At 58.0% G+C, this 18,230-nt stretch carries 20 protein-coding genes, 1 tRNA gene and 1 pseudogene; 7 read left to right on the top strand and 15 right to left on the bottom strand.

Annotated features, from left to right (window positions below; all coding sequences use genetic code 11):
- The 7 genes and pseudogenes from B6S08_RS17890 to B6S08_RS17860 form a co-directional block, all read right to left on the bottom strand.
- Positions 1 to 154, bottom strand: a pseudogene (locus B6S08_RS17890) (muconate cycloisomerase); the annotation flags it as partial.
- A gap of 53 nt (positions 155 to 207) precedes the next feature.
- Positions 208 to 1,269: an NADH:ubiquinone reductase (Na(+)-transporting) subunit F gene (locus B6S08_RS17885; RefSeq protein WP_094202167.1), complete on the bottom strand. Its 1,062-nt coding sequence runs from the start codon at positions 1,267 to 1,269 to the stop codon at positions 208 to 210.
- Positions 1,270 to 1,278: 9 nt separating this feature from the next.
- Positions 1,279 to 1,641: a phenol hydroxylase subunit P4 gene (locus tag B6S08_RS17880; protein WP_094202166.1), complete on the bottom strand. Its 363-nt coding sequence runs from the start codon at positions 1,639 to 1,641 to the stop codon at positions 1,279 to 1,281.
- Between the two features lie 58 nt (positions 1,642 to 1,699).
- Positions 1,700 to 3,205, bottom strand: a complete 1,506-nt coding sequence (locus tag B6S08_RS17875) for an aromatic/alkene/methane monooxygenase hydroxylase/oxygenase subunit alpha (RefSeq protein WP_094202165.1) — start codon at positions 3,203 to 3,205, stop codon at positions 1,700 to 1,702.
- Between the two features lie 14 nt (positions 3,206 to 3,219).
- A complete protein-coding gene (locus B6S08_RS17870) occupies positions 3,220 to 3,489 on the bottom strand; it encodes an MmoB/DmpM family protein (RefSeq protein ID WP_094202164.1) in 270 nt (89 codons plus the stop codon).
- Positions 3,490 to 3,501: 12 nt separating this feature from the next.
- The gene (locus B6S08_RS17865) at positions 3,502 to 4,491 is read right to left on the bottom strand and encodes an aromatic/alkene monooxygenase hydroxylase subunit beta (protein ID WP_094202163.1); all 990 of its coding nucleotides are present in this window, start codon (positions 4,489 to 4,491) and stop codon (positions 3,502 to 3,504) included.
- A 23-nt stretch (positions 4,492 to 4,514) separates the two neighbouring features.
- Positions 4,515 to 4,814 carry a phenol hydroxylase subunit gene (locus B6S08_RS17860; protein ID WP_094202162.1) on the bottom strand — a complete coding sequence of 100 codons (300 nt, stop codon included), beginning with the start codon at positions 4,812 to 4,814 and terminating at the stop codon, positions 4,515 to 4,517.
- Positions 4,815 to 5,153: 339 nt separating this feature from the next.
- Between B6S08_RS17860 and B6S08_RS17855 the strand changes: the two genes are divergently transcribed.
- Positions 5,154 to 6,857 carry a sigma-54-dependent Fis family transcriptional regulator gene (locus tag B6S08_RS17855; RefSeq protein WP_094202171.1) on the top strand — a complete coding sequence of 568 codons (1,704 nt, stop codon included), beginning with the start codon at positions 5,154 to 5,156 and terminating at the stop codon, positions 6,855 to 6,857.
- A gap of 29 nt (positions 6,858 to 6,886) precedes the next feature.
- On the opposite strand, the gene B6S08_RS17850 is transcribed toward B6S08_RS17855, so the two are convergent.
- From B6S08_RS17850 to B6S08_RS17820, 7 genes are all read right to left on the bottom strand, one after another.
- Entirely contained in the window at positions 6,887 to 7,735 is an 849-nt protein-coding gene (locus B6S08_RS17850) for a SphA family protein (RefSeq protein ID WP_169716429.1), read from the bottom strand.
- A gap of 499 nt (positions 7,736 to 8,234) precedes the next feature.
- Positions 8,235 to 8,651 (bottom strand): CoA-binding protein, encoded by a 417-nt coding sequence (locus B6S08_RS17845; protein ID WP_094202160.1) that lies wholly within the window; start codon positions 8,649 to 8,651, stop codon positions 8,235 to 8,237.
- A gap of 29 nt (positions 8,652 to 8,680) precedes the next feature.
- Positions 8,681 to 9,526 carry a pirin family protein gene (locus B6S08_RS17840; RefSeq protein WP_094202159.1) on the bottom strand — a complete coding sequence of 282 codons (846 nt, stop codon included), beginning with the start codon at positions 9,524 to 9,526 and terminating at the stop codon, positions 8,681 to 8,683.
- 11 nt (positions 9,527 to 9,537) lie between these two features.
- Positions 9,538 to 10,524, bottom strand: coding sequence for a glutathione S-transferase family protein (locus B6S08_RS17835; RefSeq protein ID WP_094202158.1), 987 nt, complete (start codon positions 10,522 to 10,524; stop codon positions 9,538 to 9,540).
- Between the two features lie 159 nt (positions 10,525 to 10,683).
- Positions 10,684 to 11,115: a thioredoxin TrxC gene (gene trxC / locus B6S08_RS17830; RefSeq protein ID WP_094202157.1), complete on the bottom strand. Its 432-nt coding sequence runs from the start codon at positions 11,113 to 11,115 to the stop codon at positions 10,684 to 10,686.
- Positions 11,115 to 11,525: an META domain-containing protein gene (locus B6S08_RS17825; protein ID WP_094202156.1), complete on the bottom strand. Its 411-nt coding sequence runs from the start codon at positions 11,523 to 11,525 to the stop codon at positions 11,115 to 11,117. The genes trxC and B6S08_RS17825 overlap by 1 nt, the downstream gene beginning before the upstream one ends.
- Before the next feature lie 9 nt (positions 11,526 to 11,534).
- Entirely contained in the window at positions 11,535 to 12,524 is a 990-nt protein-coding gene (locus tag B6S08_RS17820; protein ID WP_094202155.1) for a 2-hydroxyacid dehydrogenase, read from the bottom strand.
- Between the two features lie 177 nt (positions 12,525 to 12,701).
- On the opposite strand from B6S08_RS17820, the gene B6S08_RS17815 reads away from it, so the two are divergent.
- A complete protein-coding gene (locus tag B6S08_RS17815; protein WP_094202154.1) occupies positions 12,702 to 13,391 on the top strand; it encodes an MOSC domain-containing protein in 690 nt (229 codons plus the stop codon).
- Between the two features lie 61 nt (positions 13,392 to 13,452).
- A tRNA-Pro gene (locus tag B6S08_RS17810) sits at positions 13,453 to 13,529 on the top strand.
- A 91-nt stretch (positions 13,530 to 13,620) separates the two neighbouring features.
- On the opposite strand, the gene ybcJ is transcribed toward B6S08_RS17810, so the two are convergent.
- Positions 13,621 to 13,836, bottom strand: coding sequence for a ribosome-associated protein YbcJ (ybcJ, locus tag B6S08_RS17805; protein WP_094202153.1), 216 nt, complete (start codon positions 13,834 to 13,836; stop codon positions 13,621 to 13,623).
- A gap of 284 nt (positions 13,837 to 14,120) precedes the next feature.
- Here ybcJ and B6S08_RS17800 point away from each other — a divergent pair, with 284 nt between their 5' ends.
- The 4 genes from B6S08_RS17800 (at position 14,121) to phnE (ending at position 18,225) form a co-directional block, all read left to right on the top strand.
- Positions 14,121 to 15,254, top strand: coding sequence for an aminotransferase class V-fold PLP-dependent enzyme (locus tag B6S08_RS17800; RefSeq protein WP_094202170.1), 1,134 nt, complete (start codon positions 14,121 to 14,123; stop codon positions 15,252 to 15,254).
- A gap of 286 nt (positions 15,255 to 15,540) precedes the next feature.
- Complete coding sequence (gene phnC, locus B6S08_RS17795) at positions 15,541 to 16,398, top strand: phosphonate ABC transporter ATP-binding protein (RefSeq protein ID WP_094202169.1); 858 nt, start codon at positions 15,541 to 15,543, stop codon at positions 16,396 to 16,398.
- A complete protein-coding gene (phnD, locus tag B6S08_RS17790) occupies positions 16,395 to 17,384 on the top strand; it encodes a phosphonate ABC transporter substrate-binding protein (protein WP_094202152.1) in 990 nt (329 codons plus the stop codon). Before phnC ends, phnD begins: the two co-directional genes overlap by 4 nt.
- A gap of 55 nt (positions 17,385 to 17,439) precedes the next feature.
- Entirely contained in the window at positions 17,440 to 18,225 is a 786-nt protein-coding gene (phnE, locus tag B6S08_RS17785; protein ID WP_211284267.1) for a phosphonate ABC transporter, permease protein PhnE, read from the top strand.
- Positions 18,226 to 18,230 lie beyond the last annotated feature (5 nt).

Here is an 18,230-nt window from a genome sequence, read left to right as displayed (position 1 = left end):
TGGTGGCCTCGCCGAGGCCTTCCAGGCCGTCGCTGTCTTTGATGCGCACGATGACCATGGTCTGAACGCCCATGGTGGTCATGGAAAGCTTGTGCGGACGTATGGTCGGAATGTCGACCAGAATCGCCTCAATGGACTGAATGGTTGCTGCCATGTCACTTCCCGATATTTCTTGTTCACCATTTAAATTCTGCATCGCCAACCTTCCTATATGCGCTTGAACAGGGCCGAGCGGTGTTGCTCCTGAGCGCCATCGGCCGCGGTAACAAACCTTTCCATATGGATATCCCGTTCGAACAACCGGCTGTGCATCAGCGTGGTGATGGCGGCATCGATCATTGGTGGCGGGCCACAGAGGTAGGCCTTGTTGCCGGCGCAGCGCTCCTCGAAGTAATCGGCCACCGCCTCGTGCACGAATCCGCTAAAGCCCTGCCAGTCATCTTCCGGCAGCGGCGCGTTCAGTGCCGGGACATAGTGAAAGTTGTCATGCTCGACGGCCAGTTGCTCAAACAACTCACGGTTATAAAGCTCGGCCAGGTTACGTGCGCCCTGAAACAGATAGATAGGACGGCCGTCGCCTTCGGCCAGCATATCCAGGATCATCGACTGGGGGCTGGACAGGCCCGAACCACCGGCGATAAAAATGGCGCCCTGCTCATCGCTCTTGCGAACAAAAAACTGGCCGTAGGGGCCGGACAATTCGAGCCGGTCGCCGACCTTCAGCGCCTCATGCAGCCAGGTCGTGGCCTTGCCTCCTTCGACCTTGCGTACGTGCAGTTCGATTTCCTGCGAAGAAGAGGGCGGGTTGGCCAGGGAGAAGGCGCGGCTGCCAGCCACGCCGGGCACATGCAGGTTGATGTACTGGCCGGCCTGAAACTCCATATTCCGATCCAGCCTGATGCGAAGGCCGCGAATGGTGGGAGACAGGGGCAGGATCTCGGTGACGGTGCCGCTGTAATCCTGCACCGGGTAACCGGCGAAATCCGGGTCGACATCGATATCGGCCTCGATCACCAGGTCAGATTCTGGCATGCAGCAACAAGCCAGCACCTTGCCTTCTTCCCGCTCCACATCCATCAGGGCAAAGGGGGATGCCTCACCCACATCGGCAAAGCCATCGGTGACCTGCACCTTGCAGGTGCCACAGGTGCCGTGGCCGCAGGCGAAGGGCAGCCACACACCCTGGCGCAGGGCGGCATCCAGTATGGTCTGCCCTTCTTCCACCTCGATCACATCGCCGGTGGGCTCAATGGTGACTTCGTAGCTCATAAATCCTCCTTACACGCCCGTGCCTTTGTAACCGTTCAGACCCGGAGTCCTGAAACGCAGCAACGATTTGTGATCGAAGCCCAGTTGCTCCAGCGTGTGCTCACGAGACGGTGACAGCGGCTTGCCGTTGAGGATCCACTGCACGCTGGCCCAGTCGATGTGTTTGAAGTCGGGATGCTGGTTGAACCCTTCATTGAGGGGGGTGTCCTGCAGCTCGCCAAACCGCATGGTCAGAGGCAGCAGGAAGGTCTTGGCGGAGCAGAACAGCAGGTGCTCGTCCCATCCGATATACACCAGGATATTCCCGCCAAAGTTGGCTTTGGCATCCCTGACTTCGCCCTTGTAGTCTTTGTTGAGCGCGATAACCGGCATGATGTGTTTCTCCTTGATATCGGGGGCCTTATTCGCCCCCCAGTTAAGATGGATGGGGTCAGGCCATTCCTTTCCATTGATTCCAGCGCTGTTCGTCCGGTGAGCCTTTGAAGTCCATGTTGTCGGCACCGACGTTCATGCGGTAATACTCGCTGAGTACTTTTTCCAGCTCGGGACCGCCACAATTGCCCTGCAGGATCTGATGCACCGGCAGCCAGGCCTGAGCGTATTTTTCCGGCTCGTCACAGAAAATGTCGTGGCAGCCATCGGAGCACATGTGGTAGCGCTCACCCTGGTGCATGGCCTCCCGGTAGCTGATCTGGCCCGGGTCCTTGTCCATCTCGGTAAAGGTCATGGGAACCTGGCAGACCTGACAGAGCTGGGGCAGGCCGGCGCTGTAAAAGCGCTTGCCTTCCGCTTCCATTTTTTTGGCCAGCTCCCAGCGGGGGCGATAATATTTGTCGAAGGTGTCGGGGTACTTTTCACTCAGCCAGTCCAGCTCCTCGTCGCTGGGGATCCAGGTATGGAAGCCGGCGGCATGACCGAAGTTGTAGAAGATCCACCAGGCCTGGTGCGACACGTGTTCCTTTTCTTTTTCGATGACTTCGCTGTATTTCGGCATGCGGATACCGTAGCGGGCCAAATCCTTGAACAGGGCACCGCCGGCCTCCTCGAAATACATTTCCCAGGCTTCCTTCCAGGACATCACCTTGTTGGGCAACATGTAATCCATCATCATGCCGACGATGGACAGCAAGCGGGTGCCACGCCAGAACCACTTGTCGATCCATTTTTGTACTATCGGCAGGTTGTCTTCGTGCTGCTCCAGCAGGAACTTGATGATCTCCAGGCCCAGCGTCATGTGACGGGCTTCGTCGGATTGAGCGCTGAACCCGAAGGTAACGGTGGCCATGTCGCCGTTGTGGGCGGCGCCGGACATAAAGGGTACAAACAGCAGGTTGGTCAGCACATATTCAAAGGAGAAGCTGATGGCCAGCAGGAATTCGAAGGGGCCGGCACTGCGGGCGTCTTCAAAGAAGGACTTGGGCACCGACAGGTACCAGACCCTGTCATGCATGTGGCTCCAGTCCTGGAAGCCGTCAAAATGTTTGTTGTAGTGGCTCATGGCGTGGATCTGGGTCTGCACATGGCGCAGTTCATCAATGGCCTGCATTTGTGACGCGATACGCGCGCCAATGCCACCGAATTGCCGGCCCACGTGGGCGTACCCCTGATAAGCCTGATATTCCAGCGGCGTAACGGCAGTCAGAAACAGTTTGATGGCGTTGACATAGCGCGGATCGGAGACGTTAAGCTGACCGTTGTTCTGGGCAAAGGCATCGAAAATGGCGTAGAGCTTCTTTTCTTTTTCGGACTGGTATTTCCAGTAGGCATCCATGGTCAGGCGAAAGGGGTCTTCCCATTTTGACCAGTCGGTGATTTTGATGCCTTCGAATTCTTCGAACGGAAAGGCGTCCTTGCGATCCTGGTAGGAGAACTCCCAGTCCAGATCGCGGGTCAGCAGCCGGTATTTATCCTTGATGTTCAGTTTCTTAGCAGCCATGAGTTACTCCTTGCTCAGCCTTTCCAGCACAATGTGAGTTGGTCTTCGTCTTCATCCACGTTACCGCCCAGGGTGATCAGGTTGAGGTGCAGTTCCTGCACGTCCCAGTCGCGGCCCAGCTTGTCTTCGACGGTTTCACGCCGGATCACCAGCCGATCTTCGTTTTCTATGCGGATCATCGCCGGCATGTGCTGAATGCTGGCACTCGGGTTATCTTCTTCGATGGCCTCGACGATATAGCGGGAGACGTCGTTGTCTTGCAGGGCCAGATACACTTTTGACATGTGATGGTTTCCTTATTTCTTGCTGATGCCAGCCTTGGCGATACGTGTGTCGAGAGCGATCAGCGCTTCCTGCAGGGCATCATCACCCAGCATGTCCCGCACCAGCGGAGACAGGGCGTCGGCGGCCTTGCCGCGCCATTTTTCGGTCCATTGCAGCAACTGCTGTCGATTAGCCTCGCTCTCATTGGCCGCAACCTTGAAGACGCTGTCGCTCCAGCGGCCAAGATCCTTATGACATTCCTGCATGAACTCGGTCAGCAGGCCGAGATCACGGCCATCATTGGTGACTAGCCAGGCATCAAGCTGGCGATAGATGACATCATGGAGCAGGGTGTCCAGCACCAGGCTTTGAGCGGTAAAGAGCTCAAACCAGTCTTTGGTGACCAGGGTTTCTTCGCACAGGGCCCGCAGGCCCTGCCAGGCAGGATCCGTCATCCAGTACTCTTTGGCCTGGGCCAGAGCCTCGGCACTGTTGCCATCAAGCAACAGCCCGATGCGGGAGAGATACTGGGCCATGCCCAGCCTGTCCATGCCGGCAAACAGCTGGGCCTGGGTGAGGGCGGTGCCATAGCCGTAGTCGGCGGCAAACATATGATTCAGGTTGGCGGTTTGCTCTACATGACGCAGGGGCAGCAGAAAGCGGGTGACACAGGCTTTCAGTTCATCGCTCAGCTTGGCGGCCAGGTCGCGTTTTTCAAAGAAGGCATAGTTGTTCTCGGCGCCTTCCTGCATGCGGGCCCGATGCTGCACATAGGCGCCGTAGTAGAACTGACGCGGATCGCGGAAGCTGTACCAGTCGGCCATTTCAATGACGGTACGGCTCTTGTCGTTAAGCTGCTTTTCCTGCTCCCATAGCGGGCGGTAATGAAAGTTGGCTTCGCCCTGTACGTCGTAGGTGGCTTCCTGATATCGGCTGGCCGGTTTTTCGCCAAAACGACGGCTGATATTGGCAAAGGTCTGGCGGATCGGTTCTATCCCCGCCGTTTTAATTTCCAGAGTCATTTTGCTTCCTCTTTCCTGAGCATTTATTGCTGCGAATGATCGTGGTTGCGGCCCATCAGGGTTTCTTCACCGTATCGCCACTTGTCTATCTCGGCGTCGACGGCTTCAGTCTGCTCCTGAGTCATGGCCACGACCTGATTGGTATTACAGAAGGCTTCGAAAGATTCCCTGGGCAGCACCAGCTCAACAAACAGGCCGGGATCGCCGATGGCGAAGTCGAACTCGACGAAGCGGGCACCCGGTTGGCTTCGCACACGGATATATTTGGTCAGCTTGCTGGCCTCTGCGTGCGCCGATACGGGGTGTGAACGGGTGGTATTCATCCTTAAAAGCTCCTGAGGCTGTTTGTGGTTTGTAACCTTCACTTAACCTTTCTCACTGTTATTGCAGTGACTGTGCCAATTCGTTAATAGAGTTGTGGTGTGGTTTTATGTGGCTGATTTTTATATCTTTAATTTTTATTTTTGCGTTTTTTAAACGGGGCTAAGTAGAAGGGAGCAGAAGATGGATTGATCATTTGATCAACTTTGTTTTTGTTATGTTAATTATTTGGTCAATTGATAACCCATCAACGGGTCCATACACTAACCGACAGCGCACATTGTCAGGTGTCATCGCCAGTAGGAAGGTGACGCGGCCATGGAGAGGGAGTGAAAGGGCTGATGCAAGATATTGAAAATATGAACATTCCCGAAACCAGTGACCTGATTGCAGGCATTCGTTTTGATGGTGAGCAGGGAAAAATCTGGTTCAACGAGCAGCGTATGCTGTTGATCCATGCGGCTGTGATGGGATTGCTGCGAAAGGAGCTTATTGAAACCTTGGGTGTACAGCGAGCCAAACGCTTCCTTATGCGCTTTGGCTATCATTCCGGTATGAAAGATGCCGAGATCGCCCGCAAGGTGCGCCCTCATATTGCTCGTGAAGAGTGCTTTATGGCCGGTCCTCAGATGCATGGCATCAGGGGAATGGTCAAGGTGGTCCCCACCCGGCTGGAGCTGGATATGGCCTCCGGTCATTTTCTCGGCGAGTTTGACTGGTTCAATTCCTACGAGGCAGACGTTCACCAACATGAGTTCGGTCAGTCCGAGGAGCCTATCTGCTGGACACTGCTTGGCTATGCCAGCGGCTACACCAGTTATTTCATGGGGCAGACCATTATCTACAAGGAAGTCGGTTGTGTGGCCATGGGGGGAGATCACTGCAGTATCATCGGCAAGCCGGCCCATGAATGGGAAGACAAGGCGGAAATCGAGAAATTCATGTTGCCGGATCCGGTGGCGGAAGAGTTGTTTGCGCTCAGGAGTGAATTGGTCAAGTTGCGCGACAGCGTGGGTGACGACAGTGAAGATGATTACCGGGTGTTCAATTCCATCGGCCAGTCGGCCGCTTTTCGACAGGTGTGCAAGCTGATCCAAAAGGCCTCGAGCAGCCGGGTGACGGTGTTGTTGCAGGGGGAAACCGGGGTGGGCAAGGAAGTGTTCGCCCGTGGCCTGCATGTTGCCAGTGAGCGGGCCGACAAGCCGTTTGTGGCGGTGAATTGCGCCTGTATACCGCCGGATTTGATTGAGGCTGAATTGTTTGGGGTAGAAAAGGGTGCCTATACCGGTGCGACCCAGAGCCGGGAAGGCAAGTTCGAACGAGCCAATGGCGGAACCATCTTTCTGGATGAAGTGGTGGAGTTGTCGCCTCGGGCCCAGGCCAGCCTGTTGAGGGTGCTACAGGAAGGTGAGCTGGAGCGTGTAGGTGATGTGCGAACTCGCAACATCGATGTGCGAGTGGTTACCGCGACCAACGAGGATTTGCAGCAGGCGGTGCAGGAAGGGCGGTTTCGGGCAGACTTGTTCTATCGGTTAAATATTTTTCCGGTTTATATTCCGGCTCTGAGAGAGCGCAAGGAAGACATACCGCTATTGGTACAGCATTTCCTGGAACGTTACCAGGCCATCTACAACAAGCGTACCCTGGGGGTGACCGACAGGGCGCGTGAGGCCCTGCTGGAATATGACTGGCCCGGTAATATTCGTGAGCTGGAAAACCTGATCGAGCGTGGCATCATACTGACCGACAATAACAATGAGATAGAAGTATGCAGCTTCTTCCCTTCTTTCAAGGACAGCGACTCGGCGGTGGGTAAGGTGCGTCAGGACGGCTCCTTGCGGGAAGTGGCAATCTGTGCAGACGGTGACAAGGATGACTGGTGTGCCCAGTTATTGGCCGAGGGGGGCAGTCTGGAGACCCTAGAGAAAAGTTTGATCCGCCATGCCCTCAAGGCCGCCGAGGGCAATGTATCCAAGGCGGCTCGAGCTCTGGGCCTGACTCGGCCGGCCCTGGCCTACCGTATGAAAAAGCTGGAACAGTCATAACAAAGCCGGCGCTGGCCGGCTTTACGCCTTTAAAATACATGGGTCAGCGTCAGGCGGAGCAGATCCCCGCTGGGTCCGTTTTGTACCTCGTATTCGCCGAGATAGGCGACGTTCAGTCCCAGCATCAATGATGGCCAGAAGTAGCTTCCTTCCACTCCTAAAGCATGCTTGGCCATTTTTCCTGCCGGCGCCCCCTTGCTGTTTTCCAACTGCCAGGCATTGTAGCCAATCAGCCCCAGCTCCAGTCCGCTATCAAGCTGCTTGCCGACTCCCCATTCCACCAGCCAGCTGTCGCCTGGAGTGATATTGGTGTCGTCCTGCTTCGATTTGATTTCATAGCGGGAAAGGGCAGAGAACGACCAGCTTTTGGCGGCGTCCGGGTAATAGGTTCCGCCCAGGGTTAGCATGGTCGTCCTGAAGCCCTTGCCAATGGAGGCGGGCTCGGTGCCGCTGTAGTCCCCGGTATCCAGCCACATGCCGGCGGCCAGTACGGCGTCCCACTGCTGACCATGCCAGCCCAGTACCATGGGACTGACAAAAATGTCACCAACCCCGCGCTCTCTCCTGTCGATACCTGAAATATCGAAGTCGAGGGTAGTCTGTTGCAGCGGGATAATGGCTTCTACACCATAGTCGGCATTCAGCACTTTCTTGTTGGTCATCCATATAAAACGATTAACCAGGGCCGAAACTGAACCGGTGTTATTCTGTGGCAGCTTGTTACCCTGATCATTTCTGAGCGAGTCGATATCGTAGTGGGCCAGGTAACCGCGATAGTAAACCCCTGGTGGGGGGACCAAAGCCCCCTTGATGCCTTCAACCCCGGGCACATAGTGTCCGTTTGCGGCCAGGGCTGGGCCGGCCAGGACAGGCAGCATGGCCGCTGTCCATCTGCCGGCATGTTTTCGCGACTTTTTGGCGAGTACCTGCGTCATAACCTCTCCTTGTTATAAAAGAGGCGCCTGGTTTGGATTAAACCACCAGCGCCACTCCAGACTGTTGAGTTCCTGTGGCGACAGTAGGAGCACTATCTTTAAATCAACATTCATGCCATTCGTGTTAATTTTTAATCCACTGTTTTATAAGTGTTTTTTGGAGTGGTGTTATGGTGGTTTCGAGTGGGTTTGGTGAAATGATGAAGTGTCGGAAGTGATGTTGATTAAATGGTAAACCGGCCATGGCTCGGCTGGGGAAGGTAAATTTTACAGTGACTGGCAGGCACAACTTATAACGGCCAGTTTGGATAGGCCTGGCCATTGATGGAACAGCGTTGTCCCATCCATATCGAATGTCAAAAGCAACAAACGGCGCCTTCGCCTCTATGAGGGAAGGGCCATATGTTATCGGTTTAAGGGCGCGGAGAGGCCTTTATTACATTCAACCCAGCAATTCCCGGTGGGCCACCTTGATGCAAAGATCCTCCACATATTCCAGCTCCGCTTCGGTGGCGGCTTCGGCGGCGGCCTTGCTGGTGACACCTTCCTGCAGCCACAGGCACAGCGCCTCATGCTCGATGGCCTCAAGGGCGATGTCGGCGGCGAATTCGCCCCGGCGGAACACGTTGACCAGTTGCACCGGCTGATCCAGATCTTCCAGGCCCGCCACGCAGGTCTCTCCCAGGATCACGGCCCCGGCCAGCTGCGGGTTGACCGGGAAGACCCGGTAGCCTTGCTGCTGCAGGTAGTCCATTACCTGATAGCTGGCCCGCTCCGGCCGGTTTGAGGCACCCACCAGGGCGATGCTGCTGGTGTCGGAAAGAATACGTTTCAGGCGTTGCTGAGCTGGCGCATCCATGATGATTTCCCGTTGGCTGAAAACGCCTTTTATACCAGCTTGCCGGCCCGGTAATCCATGATCGCCCGCTCGATTTCGGCCTGTGTGTTCATCACGAAGGGGCCGTATTGCACCACCGGCTCGTTGAGCGGTCGTCCGGCCAGCACCAGCAGCCGTCCCCCCTGGTTACCGGCGGTGAGCGACAGGGTGTCGCCGTCGCCCAGCAGGGCGCTCTGTCCTTTAGGCAGCATGTGGTCGCCAACGCTGATCTCGCCCTCAAAGCCATAGAGCAGGGCGCCGAGCATTGACGGCAACGGCAGGGTCAGCCGTTCGCCGGCGGCGAGGCGAATATCGGCAATAAAGGGGTCGGTATGGGGGCTTTGAATGGGGCCTTTCCAATGCTGGTCCGCCAGCCTCAGGTGGCCGGCCAGCAGTACCAGTTCGCCGCCACCGGGCAGCGGAACCCGGGGCAGCTCGGCCGCGGCGATGTCCTGATAACGGGCCGGCTGCATCTTGAGGGCCGCCGGCAGGTTAAGCCAGATTTGAAAGCCCTGCATGCGGCCGGCTTCCTGCTGGGGCATTTCCGAATGGATCACGCCTCGGCCGGCGGTCATCCACTGCAGATCACCGGGGCGAAGGTGGCCCTCGTTGCCCATGTGATCCCGGTGCAGCATATGACCGTCAAGCATATAGGTGATGGTTTCAAACCCCCGGTGCGGATGGTCTGGAAAGCCGGCAAGGTAGTCGGCGGCTTCATCCGAGGCGAAGTGATCCATCATCAGAAAGGGATCCAGGCGTTGATCCGGACGCTGGCCAAGCACTCGGCGCAGGCGCACGCCGGCGCCGTCCCGTGTGTCCAGGGCCGCATAACTGGTGGTGATGGTACGTGATGCCATGCTGTTGTTCCTCATTGAAACCGAATGCTTCTATCGTGGGCCTGCCACCAGTCCTGAGCCGGCCCGATGGAGATGATGCCATGAGGATTGATGGTGGCGTGGCTGCGAAAATAGTGATGGCGAATGTGCGCCATATTGACGGTGCCGGCCACGCCGGGCTGCTGGTAGAGGTCCCGCAGAAAACCATAAAGGTTGTGATAATCGCTGATTTGGCGGCGATCGCACTTGAAGTGAGTGTGATAAACCGCATCAAAACGCACCAGGGTGGTCCACAGCCGAATGTCCGCCTCGGTCAGCCGGTTGCCCAGCAACCAGCGCTGCCGGCCCAGCCGTTGCTCCAGCTCGTCGAGGCTGGCAAACAGCGGCCTGATGGCTTCGTCGTAGGCGGACTGCGAGGTGGCAAAGCCGGCCTTGTACACGCCGTTATTGATGTTGTCGTAAATGATGTGGTTCAGGGCATCGATGTCGTCCCTGAGGGATGCGGGATAGTAGTCGCCCCCGGTCGCTCCCAGGTCGTCAAAGGCGCTGTTAAACATGCGAATAATGTCGGCCGACTCGTTGCTGACGATGGTGCGGCGTTGTTTGTCCCACAGCAGGGGGACCGTGACCCGGCCCGAATAGCGGGCGTCCGCCAAGGTATAGAGCTGGTGCAAATAGTGATGGCCATAGAGCAGGTCGCCGGTGGCGCCGTCATTATCACTGGCAAAGGTCCAGCCGTGCTCTTTCATTAACGGATGCACCACAGACACGGTGATCGCTTCTTCCAGCCCTTTCAGCCGGCGCATGATCAGGGTGCGGTGGGCCCAGGGACAGGCCAGGGACACATAAAGGTGATAGCGACCAGGCTCGGCGGCAAAGCCGCCCTTGCCGGTGGGGCCGGGGCTGCCGTCGGCGGTGATCCAGTTTCTGAACTGGCTCTCGCTGCGCTCAAAGCGGCCCTTATTCTTGTCGGTGTTGTACCAGACGTCGTGCCAGACGCCCTCGATCAGCTTGCCCATGGAATGCTCCTGTCACAATGGATACATGAGTCATTATGGTCGAGTGGTCTGGCGTAGATAGCGGGAATATTCGAGCCGAATATTCAAAAAATATGAAAGGGAGTTACTTGGAGCACGGACGATTCGTTCGTGCTCCAGCGTCAGCAACGGGATTAATTATCAGTAAAACTGACGTAACCACTGCGTCAGTTGTCCGGCGGGCAGGGCACCGGACTGGCGGGCCACTTCCCGGCCGTTTTTAAACACGATCAGGGTGGGGATGGAGCGAATGCCAAAGCGGGCCGCCGCCTGCTGGTGCTCTTCGGTATTGAGCTTGGCCAGCCGCAAGCGGCCGGCGTGTTCGCCGGCGGCGGCCTCAAACACCGGCGCCATCATCTTGCAGGGACCGCACCAGGGCGCCCAGAAATCAAGCACCAGCGGCAGGCTTTCGTTGGCAAGCAGCCGGTCAAGCTTGGGACCGTCCAGCTCCAGCACGGTGGCCGGGGTTAGCGCCGCCTTGCACTTGCCGCATTTTGGGCCCTGCTGCAGGCGTTCGGCCGGTACTCGGTTACGGGCCGAGCAGGCCGGACACACCAGGTAGTGTTCGCTCATTACTGCACCCAGTCGGCCAGCTGATAGGTAAGGGTGTGTTGTTCGCCCTTGAGCTCAAGCTGCTGACCGCTGTGCTGTACGGTCGCGCCCTGGGTCAGGGTATTGAGCACGGCGGCTTCCACTTTCTGCTGTTCGGGGGCACAGGCCATCTGGGTCACCCCCAGGGGATCGGCCCTGAGCTTGCCCTGCTCCAGGGTAGCGCTGCCAAAGAAGCGGTTGCAACCGGCCAGACCGTTAATGGAAAAGTGTTCGCCAATTTCCAGATCCGACTGAATATCTGCACCCACGGCCACGCCGTCGATGGCGGCCAGGTTCCAGTGGTGATGCTGCAGATCCGACTCGGTGACCTTGAGGCCGCCGCTGCAGGCGGTCAGCAGCAGGGCGGTGGTGGCGGCGAGGGCGAGTTTCATAAAGGCTCCTTAGTTGATCTTGTTATCGCAGGGCTGACCATCGGCCAGTCGTTGCAGGTTGTCGAGGGTGACCTGCGCGATGGCGGTCAGCGCTTCCTTCGTCAAAAAGGCCTGGTGACCAGTGAGAATGACGTTGGGGTAGGTTGAAAGCAAGTGAAAGGTATCGTCATGAATGATTTCACAGGACTTGTCGGCAAAGAACAGGTGTTCTTCCTCTTCGTACACGTCCAAGCCCAGATGGCCGATTTTGCCACTGTTAATGGCCTCAATGGCGTCTTTTGCGTTGAGCAGACCGCCCCGGCTGGTGTTGATGATCATCACGCCGTCCTTCATTCGGGCAAAGCTGGTGCGGTTGAGCAGGTGATGGTTATCGGGGGTGAGCGGACAGTGCAGGCTGATCACGTCCGACTCGGCAAACAGCCGCTCGAGCGAGACGTAGCGGGCGCCCAGATCCAGCACACGTTGGTCCTGCTTTGGATCGTGTACCAGCAGGGTCATGCCCAGGCCCTTGAGAATGTTCAGGGTGGCCAGGCCGATTTTGCCGGCACCGATAATGCCGGCGGTTTTGCCGTGCATGTTAAAACCGACTAGGCCGTTGAGGGAGAAGTTGGCATCCCGCGTGCGCTGATAGGCCTTGTGAACATGGCGGTTGAGGCTCAGCATCAGCCCCACGGTGTGCTCGGCCACTGCCTCGGGGGAATAGGCGGGTACCCGTACCACCTTTATGCTGGCCGCGGCGGCGGCCTGTAAATCCACGTTGTTGTAGCCGGCGCAGCGCAGGGCAATAAACTTGACGCCGCCCTCGGCCAGGGTGTGAATCACCTGCGCATCCAGGTGATCGTTGACGAACACGCACACGGCGTCGAAGCCCCGGCCCAGCATGGCGGAGTCGGCGTTCAGATCCGCGTCAAACCAGGTAATATCAAAGCCATACTGGCGGTTCTGCTCGATAAAGTGCGCCTGCATATAGGGGCGGTTGCTGAAAAAGGCGATGTTCACGGGCGGGCTCCGCTGGAATGGCATGTTTAGGATTATTGGGTGCAACCGGCGTCATTATCAAGGCCGTGACCGGTGTGTGGTTTCTGTTTGGGGCTGCTTTTGTCGCAGGGTGGGCCGCCTGCTTGCCCGTGACGAAAAATAATGTTTTTATGTGAAGGTATTTTCAAGGAGGGCGGTATGCAGGTTCTTGTGTTGGCCGGAAAGGCACGGCCGCTGGCGCCGGGCATCGACAGCGCTATTGATAAACGACCGGTGGGTGACGGTCTGTTTTGCCACCGCACCGGGCTGGAAGGTGACGTTCAGGTTTCCACCCGTTTTCACGGCGGGCCGGAGCGGGCGCTGCATTACTACCCGGCAGAGCATTACCCGGTATGGCGCCAGTGGTTTGAGGGCATGGGGCTGAGTGGGCGCGCGTCCTTGCTGGTGCCCGGCGCCTTTGGCGAGAACCTCTCGGGCAGCGGCCTCACCGAGCAAGAGGCCTGCATCGGTGATGTGTTCCGGCTGGGTGACGCCCTGGTGCAAATCAGCCAGCCGCGTTCGCCCTGCTACAAGCTCAATGCCCGCTTTGGTCACGACTCTTTCTCGGTGCTGATGCAGGCCAATGGCCGCACCGGCTGGCTGCTGCGGGTGCTGGAAGAAGGCTGGATCACGCCCACCGCGTCCCTTGAACTGGTGGAGCGGCCCTGCCCGGGCATGTCGGTGCGGCGGGCCGGCGATATTGTGTTCAACCGTGGCTTTGATGCCGACGGCTTGCGTGAGCTGGCCGAAACCGAACAATTATCAGACAGTTGGCGTAAAAAAGCGGCGGATTATCTGGCCGCCGGCCGCGTCAGTGACTGGACCATGCGATTATTGGGCCCAAAGTGAATTAATGATGAAAAAGGGCTTGCAAGGGGGGCGGTGTTTCTGTAAATTCTCGCCCCGTTAACGGCATGTAGCGCAGCCTGGTAGCGCACTTCGTTCGGGACGAAGGGGTCGGAGGTTCGAATCCTCTCATGCCGACCAGACTCTTCAAAAAAGCCTCGCAGCAATGTGAGGTTTTTTTGTTTGTGCATAAAAAATAAAACAAAGGGGCCGGCAGGCCCCTTTTTGGTCGTTACTCGCCGACGGTGACCGTCTGGCCGTTGAAGCGAACCGTCTGCCCCGCCACTATCTTGCAGCGCTTGCGCACTTCCACCTGGCCGTTCACGGTTACGGCCCCCTCGTCGATCACCGCCTTGGCCATGGCGCCGGAGTCGCACCAGCCCAGCACTTTCAGCAGGTTGCACAGGGGAATGTAGTCATTGCCCTCAAGGCTGAATGTTTCGTTCATGAATGTTCTCTTATCTGGTTGTTTGGTTTGTTTTTTCTGTTTTATTTGGTTTTAAGTTTTGCATCTATGCATTGTGTGCAGTTTTGTTGATGGTTTTTTTGCTGTTTGGCAAAGGATTGGGCATTATTATTGTTTCAAATCATGCCGCATCGCCGTGTACCTGTGCGTATCCAGCCTGTCAGGTGCTCTGGCCCCGTCGGGGGAGCTATGCCATTCTTGAGCCAGTGCCGGTGGTGCGCTTGCGGCCCTGTTTTCAGTATCAGTTACTTTATCAAGAGGTGATTATGTCCGGATTGCTGCCCAATATCGACCCCGATGGTCTGCTGGAATATTCGGTGGTCTACACCGATCGTGCGCTTAACCATATGTCGGCGCGTTTTCAGCGAGTGATGAAGGACATCTCCGCCAGCCTGAAAGAGCTCTATCACGCCCATTCGGCAATCATTGTGCCCGGCAGCGGCACCTTTGGCATGGAAGCCGTGGCTCGTCAGTTTGCCACTGGCAAGCGCTGTCTGGTGGTGCGTAACGGCTGGTTTAGCTACCGTTGGAGCCAGATCTTTGAAGCCGGCAGCATTCCGGCATTCGAGACCGTGCTCAAGGCCCGCACCATAGAAGACGGCCCCCAGGCCGCCATGGCGCCGGCGCCCATTGAGGAAGTGGTGGCCGCCATTCGCGAGCAGAAACCCGAACTGGTGTTTGCCGCCCACGTGGAAACCGCCGCCGGCATGATGCTGCCCGACGACTATATTCGCGCCATGGCCGACGCCGTGCACGAAGTGGGCGGCCTGCTGGTGATCGACTGCATTGCCTCCGGCACCATTTGGGTGGACATGGAAGCCTGCGGCGTCGACATTTTGCTGAGCGCCCCGCAAAAGGGCTGGAGCAGTTCGCCCTGCTGCGGCCTGGTGATGCTGAGCAAGCTTGCCCGGGAGCGTATCGACGACACCCAGAGCAGCAGCTTTGCCTGCGATTTGAAAAAGTGGCTGCAGATCATGGAAACCTATGAGCAGGGTGGGCATGCCTACCATGCCACCATGCCCACCGACGCCCTCACCGCTTTCCGCGACACCATAGTGGAAAGCCGAGAGCTGGGCTTTGCGGTGATGAAGCAGCGCCAGCAGGAGCTGGGCGACCGGGTGCGAGCCGTGCTGGCTGAGCGGGGCATCAAGAGCGTGGCCGCCGACGGCTTTGCCGCCCCGGGAGTGGTGGTGTGCTACACCGACGACGCCGGTATCAAGAGCGGCAGCAAGTTCGCCGCCGAGGGCCTGCAGATCGCCGCCGGTGTGCCTCTGGCCTGCGACGAGCCCGCCGACTTCCAGACCTTCCGCCTGGGCCTGTTCGGCCTTGACAAGCTGAAGGACGTGGACCGTACCGTGGCGACCTTTGAAGCCGCCCTGGATCGGGTGCTGCAGGGCTAACCTGCTTGCTTACCCTTACATCACGAAGCCGCCTTTTGAGGCGGCTTCGTCGTTTTTGGCGTGCTCGGCGCGCTGAAGGGCGAATGAAGCTTTTCTGAACATCATATCTAGACAAGTGATCGGCCGAATTTGAGTTGTGCCGTTAACCCTCCACAAAACAGCAGGTTACGTGATTTTTTCGCCGCATAACAGTTGTTTCCCTCCCATTTTCTGACGCATTTCCTCAATAAAACTGTCATTTGTCGTCCGCAGTATGGCCCTCGAAACCAACGTGAGGCTGCTGACAATGAGCAACAACATCATTGAGGTCAGGCGTCTGAGCAAGACCTTTGACAACAAAAAAGCGCTGAAAGAAATCAGTCTGGATATCTCTCATGGGGGCATCACCGCCCTGCTGGGACCGTCCGGCTCGGGCAAGTCCACCCTGCTGCGCCATCTGAGTGGCCTGGTCTGCTCCGACAGGCAGGAAGGAACAGAGATTCGTGTGCTGGGGCAGCTGGTGCAGTCCGAAGGCCGTGCCGCCAGTCAGGTACGTGGCTGCCGGGCTCGGGCCGGCTACATCTTTCAGCAGTTCAACCTGGTCAATCGCCTGAGTGTGCTGACCAATGTGCTGATTGGTGCCCTGGGCAGCACCGCCCGTTGGCGTACCCTGACCGGCCGATTTACCCCGGAGCAGCGCCGGCAGGCGATGCAGGCCCTGGAGCGGGTCGGCATGGCGGCCTTTGCCGAACAGCGGGTGTCCACCCTTTCCGGTGGTCAGCAGCAACGGGTAGCCATCGCCCGTTCGCTGATGCAGCAGGCACACATCATCTTTGCCGATGAGCCCATTGCTTCACTCGACCCGGAGTCGGCGCGCACCGTGATGGAGCTGCTCAAGGACATCAACGAACGCGAAGGCATTCCGGTGGTAGTCACCCTGCATCAGGTGGACTATGCGCTGAAATACTGCCAGCACCTGGTAGCCCTGCGGGAAGGGGAGGTGTTCTATCAGGGGGCGGCCGAGGCGATCACCGAGGGTGAACTGGCCTCCCTCTATACCCAATCCCGGCCGGACAGTCGAGTACCGGCCTCGGACGCGGCGGCCGGTGTGCGCCCGCGCTCTACTCCCTTTGTAACCGGCTCAATTCAAGGACAACTGTCATGAAACATGCACTGAAGAAACTCGTGGGGGGCGTCAGCCTGTTGAGTGCCCTGGCGGCGACGCCGGTCATGGCCGATGAGGCACCGCTGTCCACCATCCACTTTGGCATTATTTCCACCGAATCCCAGCAAAACCTCAAGCAAAGCTGGGAGCCCTTCCTGGCCGACATGGAGAAACGGCTGGGCCTGGAAGTGGAGGCATTTTTCGCGCCGGATTATGCCGGCATTATTCAGGGCATGCGCTTTGACAAGGTCGACATCGCCTGGCTGGGCAACAAGTCGGCCATGGAGGCAGTGGATCGCGCCGGCGGCGAAATTTTTGCCCAGACCGTGCGCGCCGACGGCCAGCCCGGTTACTGGAGCCTGCTCATCGCCCATCAGGACAGCTCGCTCGCCTCGGTGCAGGATGTGCTGGAGCAACGCCAGCAGCTGGTGTTCGGCAACGGCGATCCCAACTCCACTTCCGGCTTCCTGGTGCCCTCCTATTACGTATTTGCCCAGAACGATGTTTCTCCCCAGGAGTTCAAGCGCACCCTGAATTCCAGCCATGAGGTCAATGTGTTTGCCGTGCTCAACAAGCAGGTGGATGTGGCCACCAACAACACCGAAAGCCTGGCGCGTTTTGCCGAGCGTGAGCCGGAAAAAGCCAAGAACATCAAGGTGCTGTGGAAGTCGCCGCTGATCCCCGCCGATCCCATCGTCTGGCGCGAGAACCTGCCGGAAGCCACCAAGCAGGTGGTATACGACTTCTTTATGAACTATGGCCGCTCCGGTGACCCGCAGCAGCGAGAGATTCTGGCGGCACTGGAGTGGGCGTCCTTTACCCCTTCCAGCAACCTGCAATTGCTGCCCATTCGCCAGCTTCAGTTGTTCAAGGAGCTGAAAGAGCTGGAGAACGGCCAGGCCGGCGAGGACGAAATCGCCCAGGTGAAAATGCAGCTGGCGGCCCTGGATCGGCAGATGTCCGCCCTGGCGGCCATGACCAACTAACCACCGGCAAGGGGCCGGCGTGTCCGGCCCTTTGCGGTTATCGGAGACGGTAATAATGAATACTGACGCTGTAATGGCAACGGGACCGGGCGTACGCCTGTGGTCGTTGTTTAAATGGGGAGCGTTGGCCCTGGTGCTGGCCTGGGCCTGGCAGGGCGCCGAGATGGATCCCGCCGTGCTGGTCAGGGATGCCGGCAACATGGCCGAGCTGGCATCGGGCTTTTTTCCACCGGACTTCACCCACTGGCAGTTATACCTGAAGGAAACCCTGGTCACCCTGCAGGTGGCGCTCTGGGGCACCCTGCTGGCCATCGTGGTGTCGATTCCCTTTGGTTTGCTGTGTGCCGAAAACCTGTTCCCGCAGTGGGTATGCCAGCCGATGCGCCGGTTGATGGATGCCGCCCGGGCCATCAATGAAATGGTATTTGCCATGCTGTTTGTGGTGGCCGTCGGCCTGGGACCCTTTGCCGGTGTGCTGGCGCTGTTTGTACACACCACAGGGGTGCTGTCGAAGCTGTTTTCCGAAGCGGTGGAGGCCATTGAGCCGGGTCCCATTGAGGGAGTGCGGGCCACGGGTGCGGGCAAGCTGGAAGAGATCCTCTACGGCGTGCTGCCCCAGGTGTTGCCGCTGTGGATTTCCTATTCGCTTTATCGCTTCGAGTCCAATGTCCGCTCGGCCACCGTGGTCGGCATGGTGGGTGCCGGTGGCATTGGCGTGCTGTTGTGGGAAGCGATTCGCAGTTTCCAGTTTGAGCAGACCGCCGCCATCATGCTGGTGGTCATTGTGACGGTCAGCCTGCTCGATGTCGCTTCCCAATATATCCGTAAGAAATATATCTAATTTTT

It is taken from the genome of Oceanimonas doudoroffii (assembly GCF_002242685.1).
Lineage (GTDB): Bacteria > Pseudomonadota > Gammaproteobacteria > Enterobacterales > Aeromonadaceae > Oceanimonas > Oceanimonas doudoroffii.
Note: the sequence above shows the minus strand (reverse complement) of the source record. Positions and strands in the feature narration are given on the sequence as shown.

Excerpts from the sequence above, each read along its gene's own strand:
- B6S08_RS17885 (WP_094202167.1), bottom strand. The coding sequence starts at position 1,269 with ATGAGCTACGAAGTCACCATTGAGCCCACCGGCGATGTGATCGAGGTG.
- B6S08_RS17880 (WP_094202166.1), bottom strand. The coding sequence starts at position 1,641 with ATGCCGGTTATCGCGCTCAACAAAGACTACAAGGGCGAAGTCAGGGAT.
- B6S08_RS17875 (WP_094202165.1), bottom strand. The coding sequence starts at position 3,205 with ATGGCTGCTAAGAAACTGAACATCAAGGATAAATACCGGCTGCTGACC.
- B6S08_RS17870 (WP_094202164.1), bottom strand. The coding sequence starts at position 3,489 with ATGTCAAAAGTGTATCTGGCCCTGCAAGACAACGACGTCTCCCGCTAT.
- B6S08_RS17865 (WP_094202163.1), bottom strand. The coding sequence starts at position 4,491 with ATGACTCTGGAAATTAAAACGGCGGGGATAGAACCGATCCGCCAGACC.
- B6S08_RS17860 (WP_094202162.1), bottom strand. The coding sequence starts at position 4,814 with ATGAATACCACCCGTTCACACCCCGTATCGGCGCACGCAGAGGCCAGC.
- B6S08_RS17855 (WP_094202171.1), top strand. The coding sequence starts at position 5,154 with ATGCAAGATATTGAAAATATGAACATTCCCGAAACCAGTGACCTGATT.
- B6S08_RS17850 (WP_169716429.1), bottom strand. The coding sequence starts at position 7,735 with ATGCTGCCTGTCCTGGCCGGCCCAGCCCTGGCCGCAAACGGACACTAT.
- B6S08_RS17845 (WP_094202160.1), bottom strand. The coding sequence starts at position 8,651 with ATGGATGCGCCAGCTCAGCAACGCCTGAAACGTATTCTTTCCGACACC.
- B6S08_RS17840 (WP_094202159.1), bottom strand. The coding sequence starts at position 9,526 with ATGGCATCACGTACCATCACCACCAGTTATGCGGCCCTGGACACACGG.
- B6S08_RS17835 (WP_094202158.1), bottom strand. The coding sequence starts at position 10,524 with ATGGGCAAGCTGATCGAGGGCGTCTGGCACGACGTCTGGTACAACACC.
- trxC (WP_094202157.1), bottom strand. The coding sequence starts at position 11,115 with ATGAGCGAACACTACCTGGTGTGTCCGGCCTGCTCGGCCCGTAACCGA.
- B6S08_RS17825 (WP_094202156.1), bottom strand. The coding sequence starts at position 11,525 with ATGAAACTCGCCCTCGCCGCCACCACCGCCCTGCTGCTGACCGCCTGC.
- B6S08_RS17815 (WP_094202154.1), top strand. The coding sequence starts at position 12,702 with ATGCAGGTTCTTGTGTTGGCCGGAAAGGCACGGCCGCTGGCGCCGGGC.
- ybcJ (WP_094202153.1), bottom strand. The coding sequence starts at position 13,836 with ATGAACGAAACATTCAGCCTTGAGGGCAATGACTACATTCCCCTGTGC.
- B6S08_RS17800 (WP_094202170.1), top strand. The coding sequence starts at position 14,121 with ATGTCCGGATTGCTGCCCAATATCGACCCCGATGGTCTGCTGGAATAT.
- phnC (WP_094202169.1), top strand. The coding sequence starts at position 15,541 with ATGAGCAACAACATCATTGAGGTCAGGCGTCTGAGCAAGACCTTTGAC.
- phnD (WP_094202152.1), top strand. The coding sequence starts at position 16,395 with ATGAAACATGCACTGAAGAAACTCGTGGGGGGCGTCAGCCTGTTGAGT.
- phnE (WP_211284267.1), top strand. The coding sequence starts at position 17,440 with ATGAATACTGACGCTGTAATGGCAACGGGACCGGGCGTACGCCTGTGG.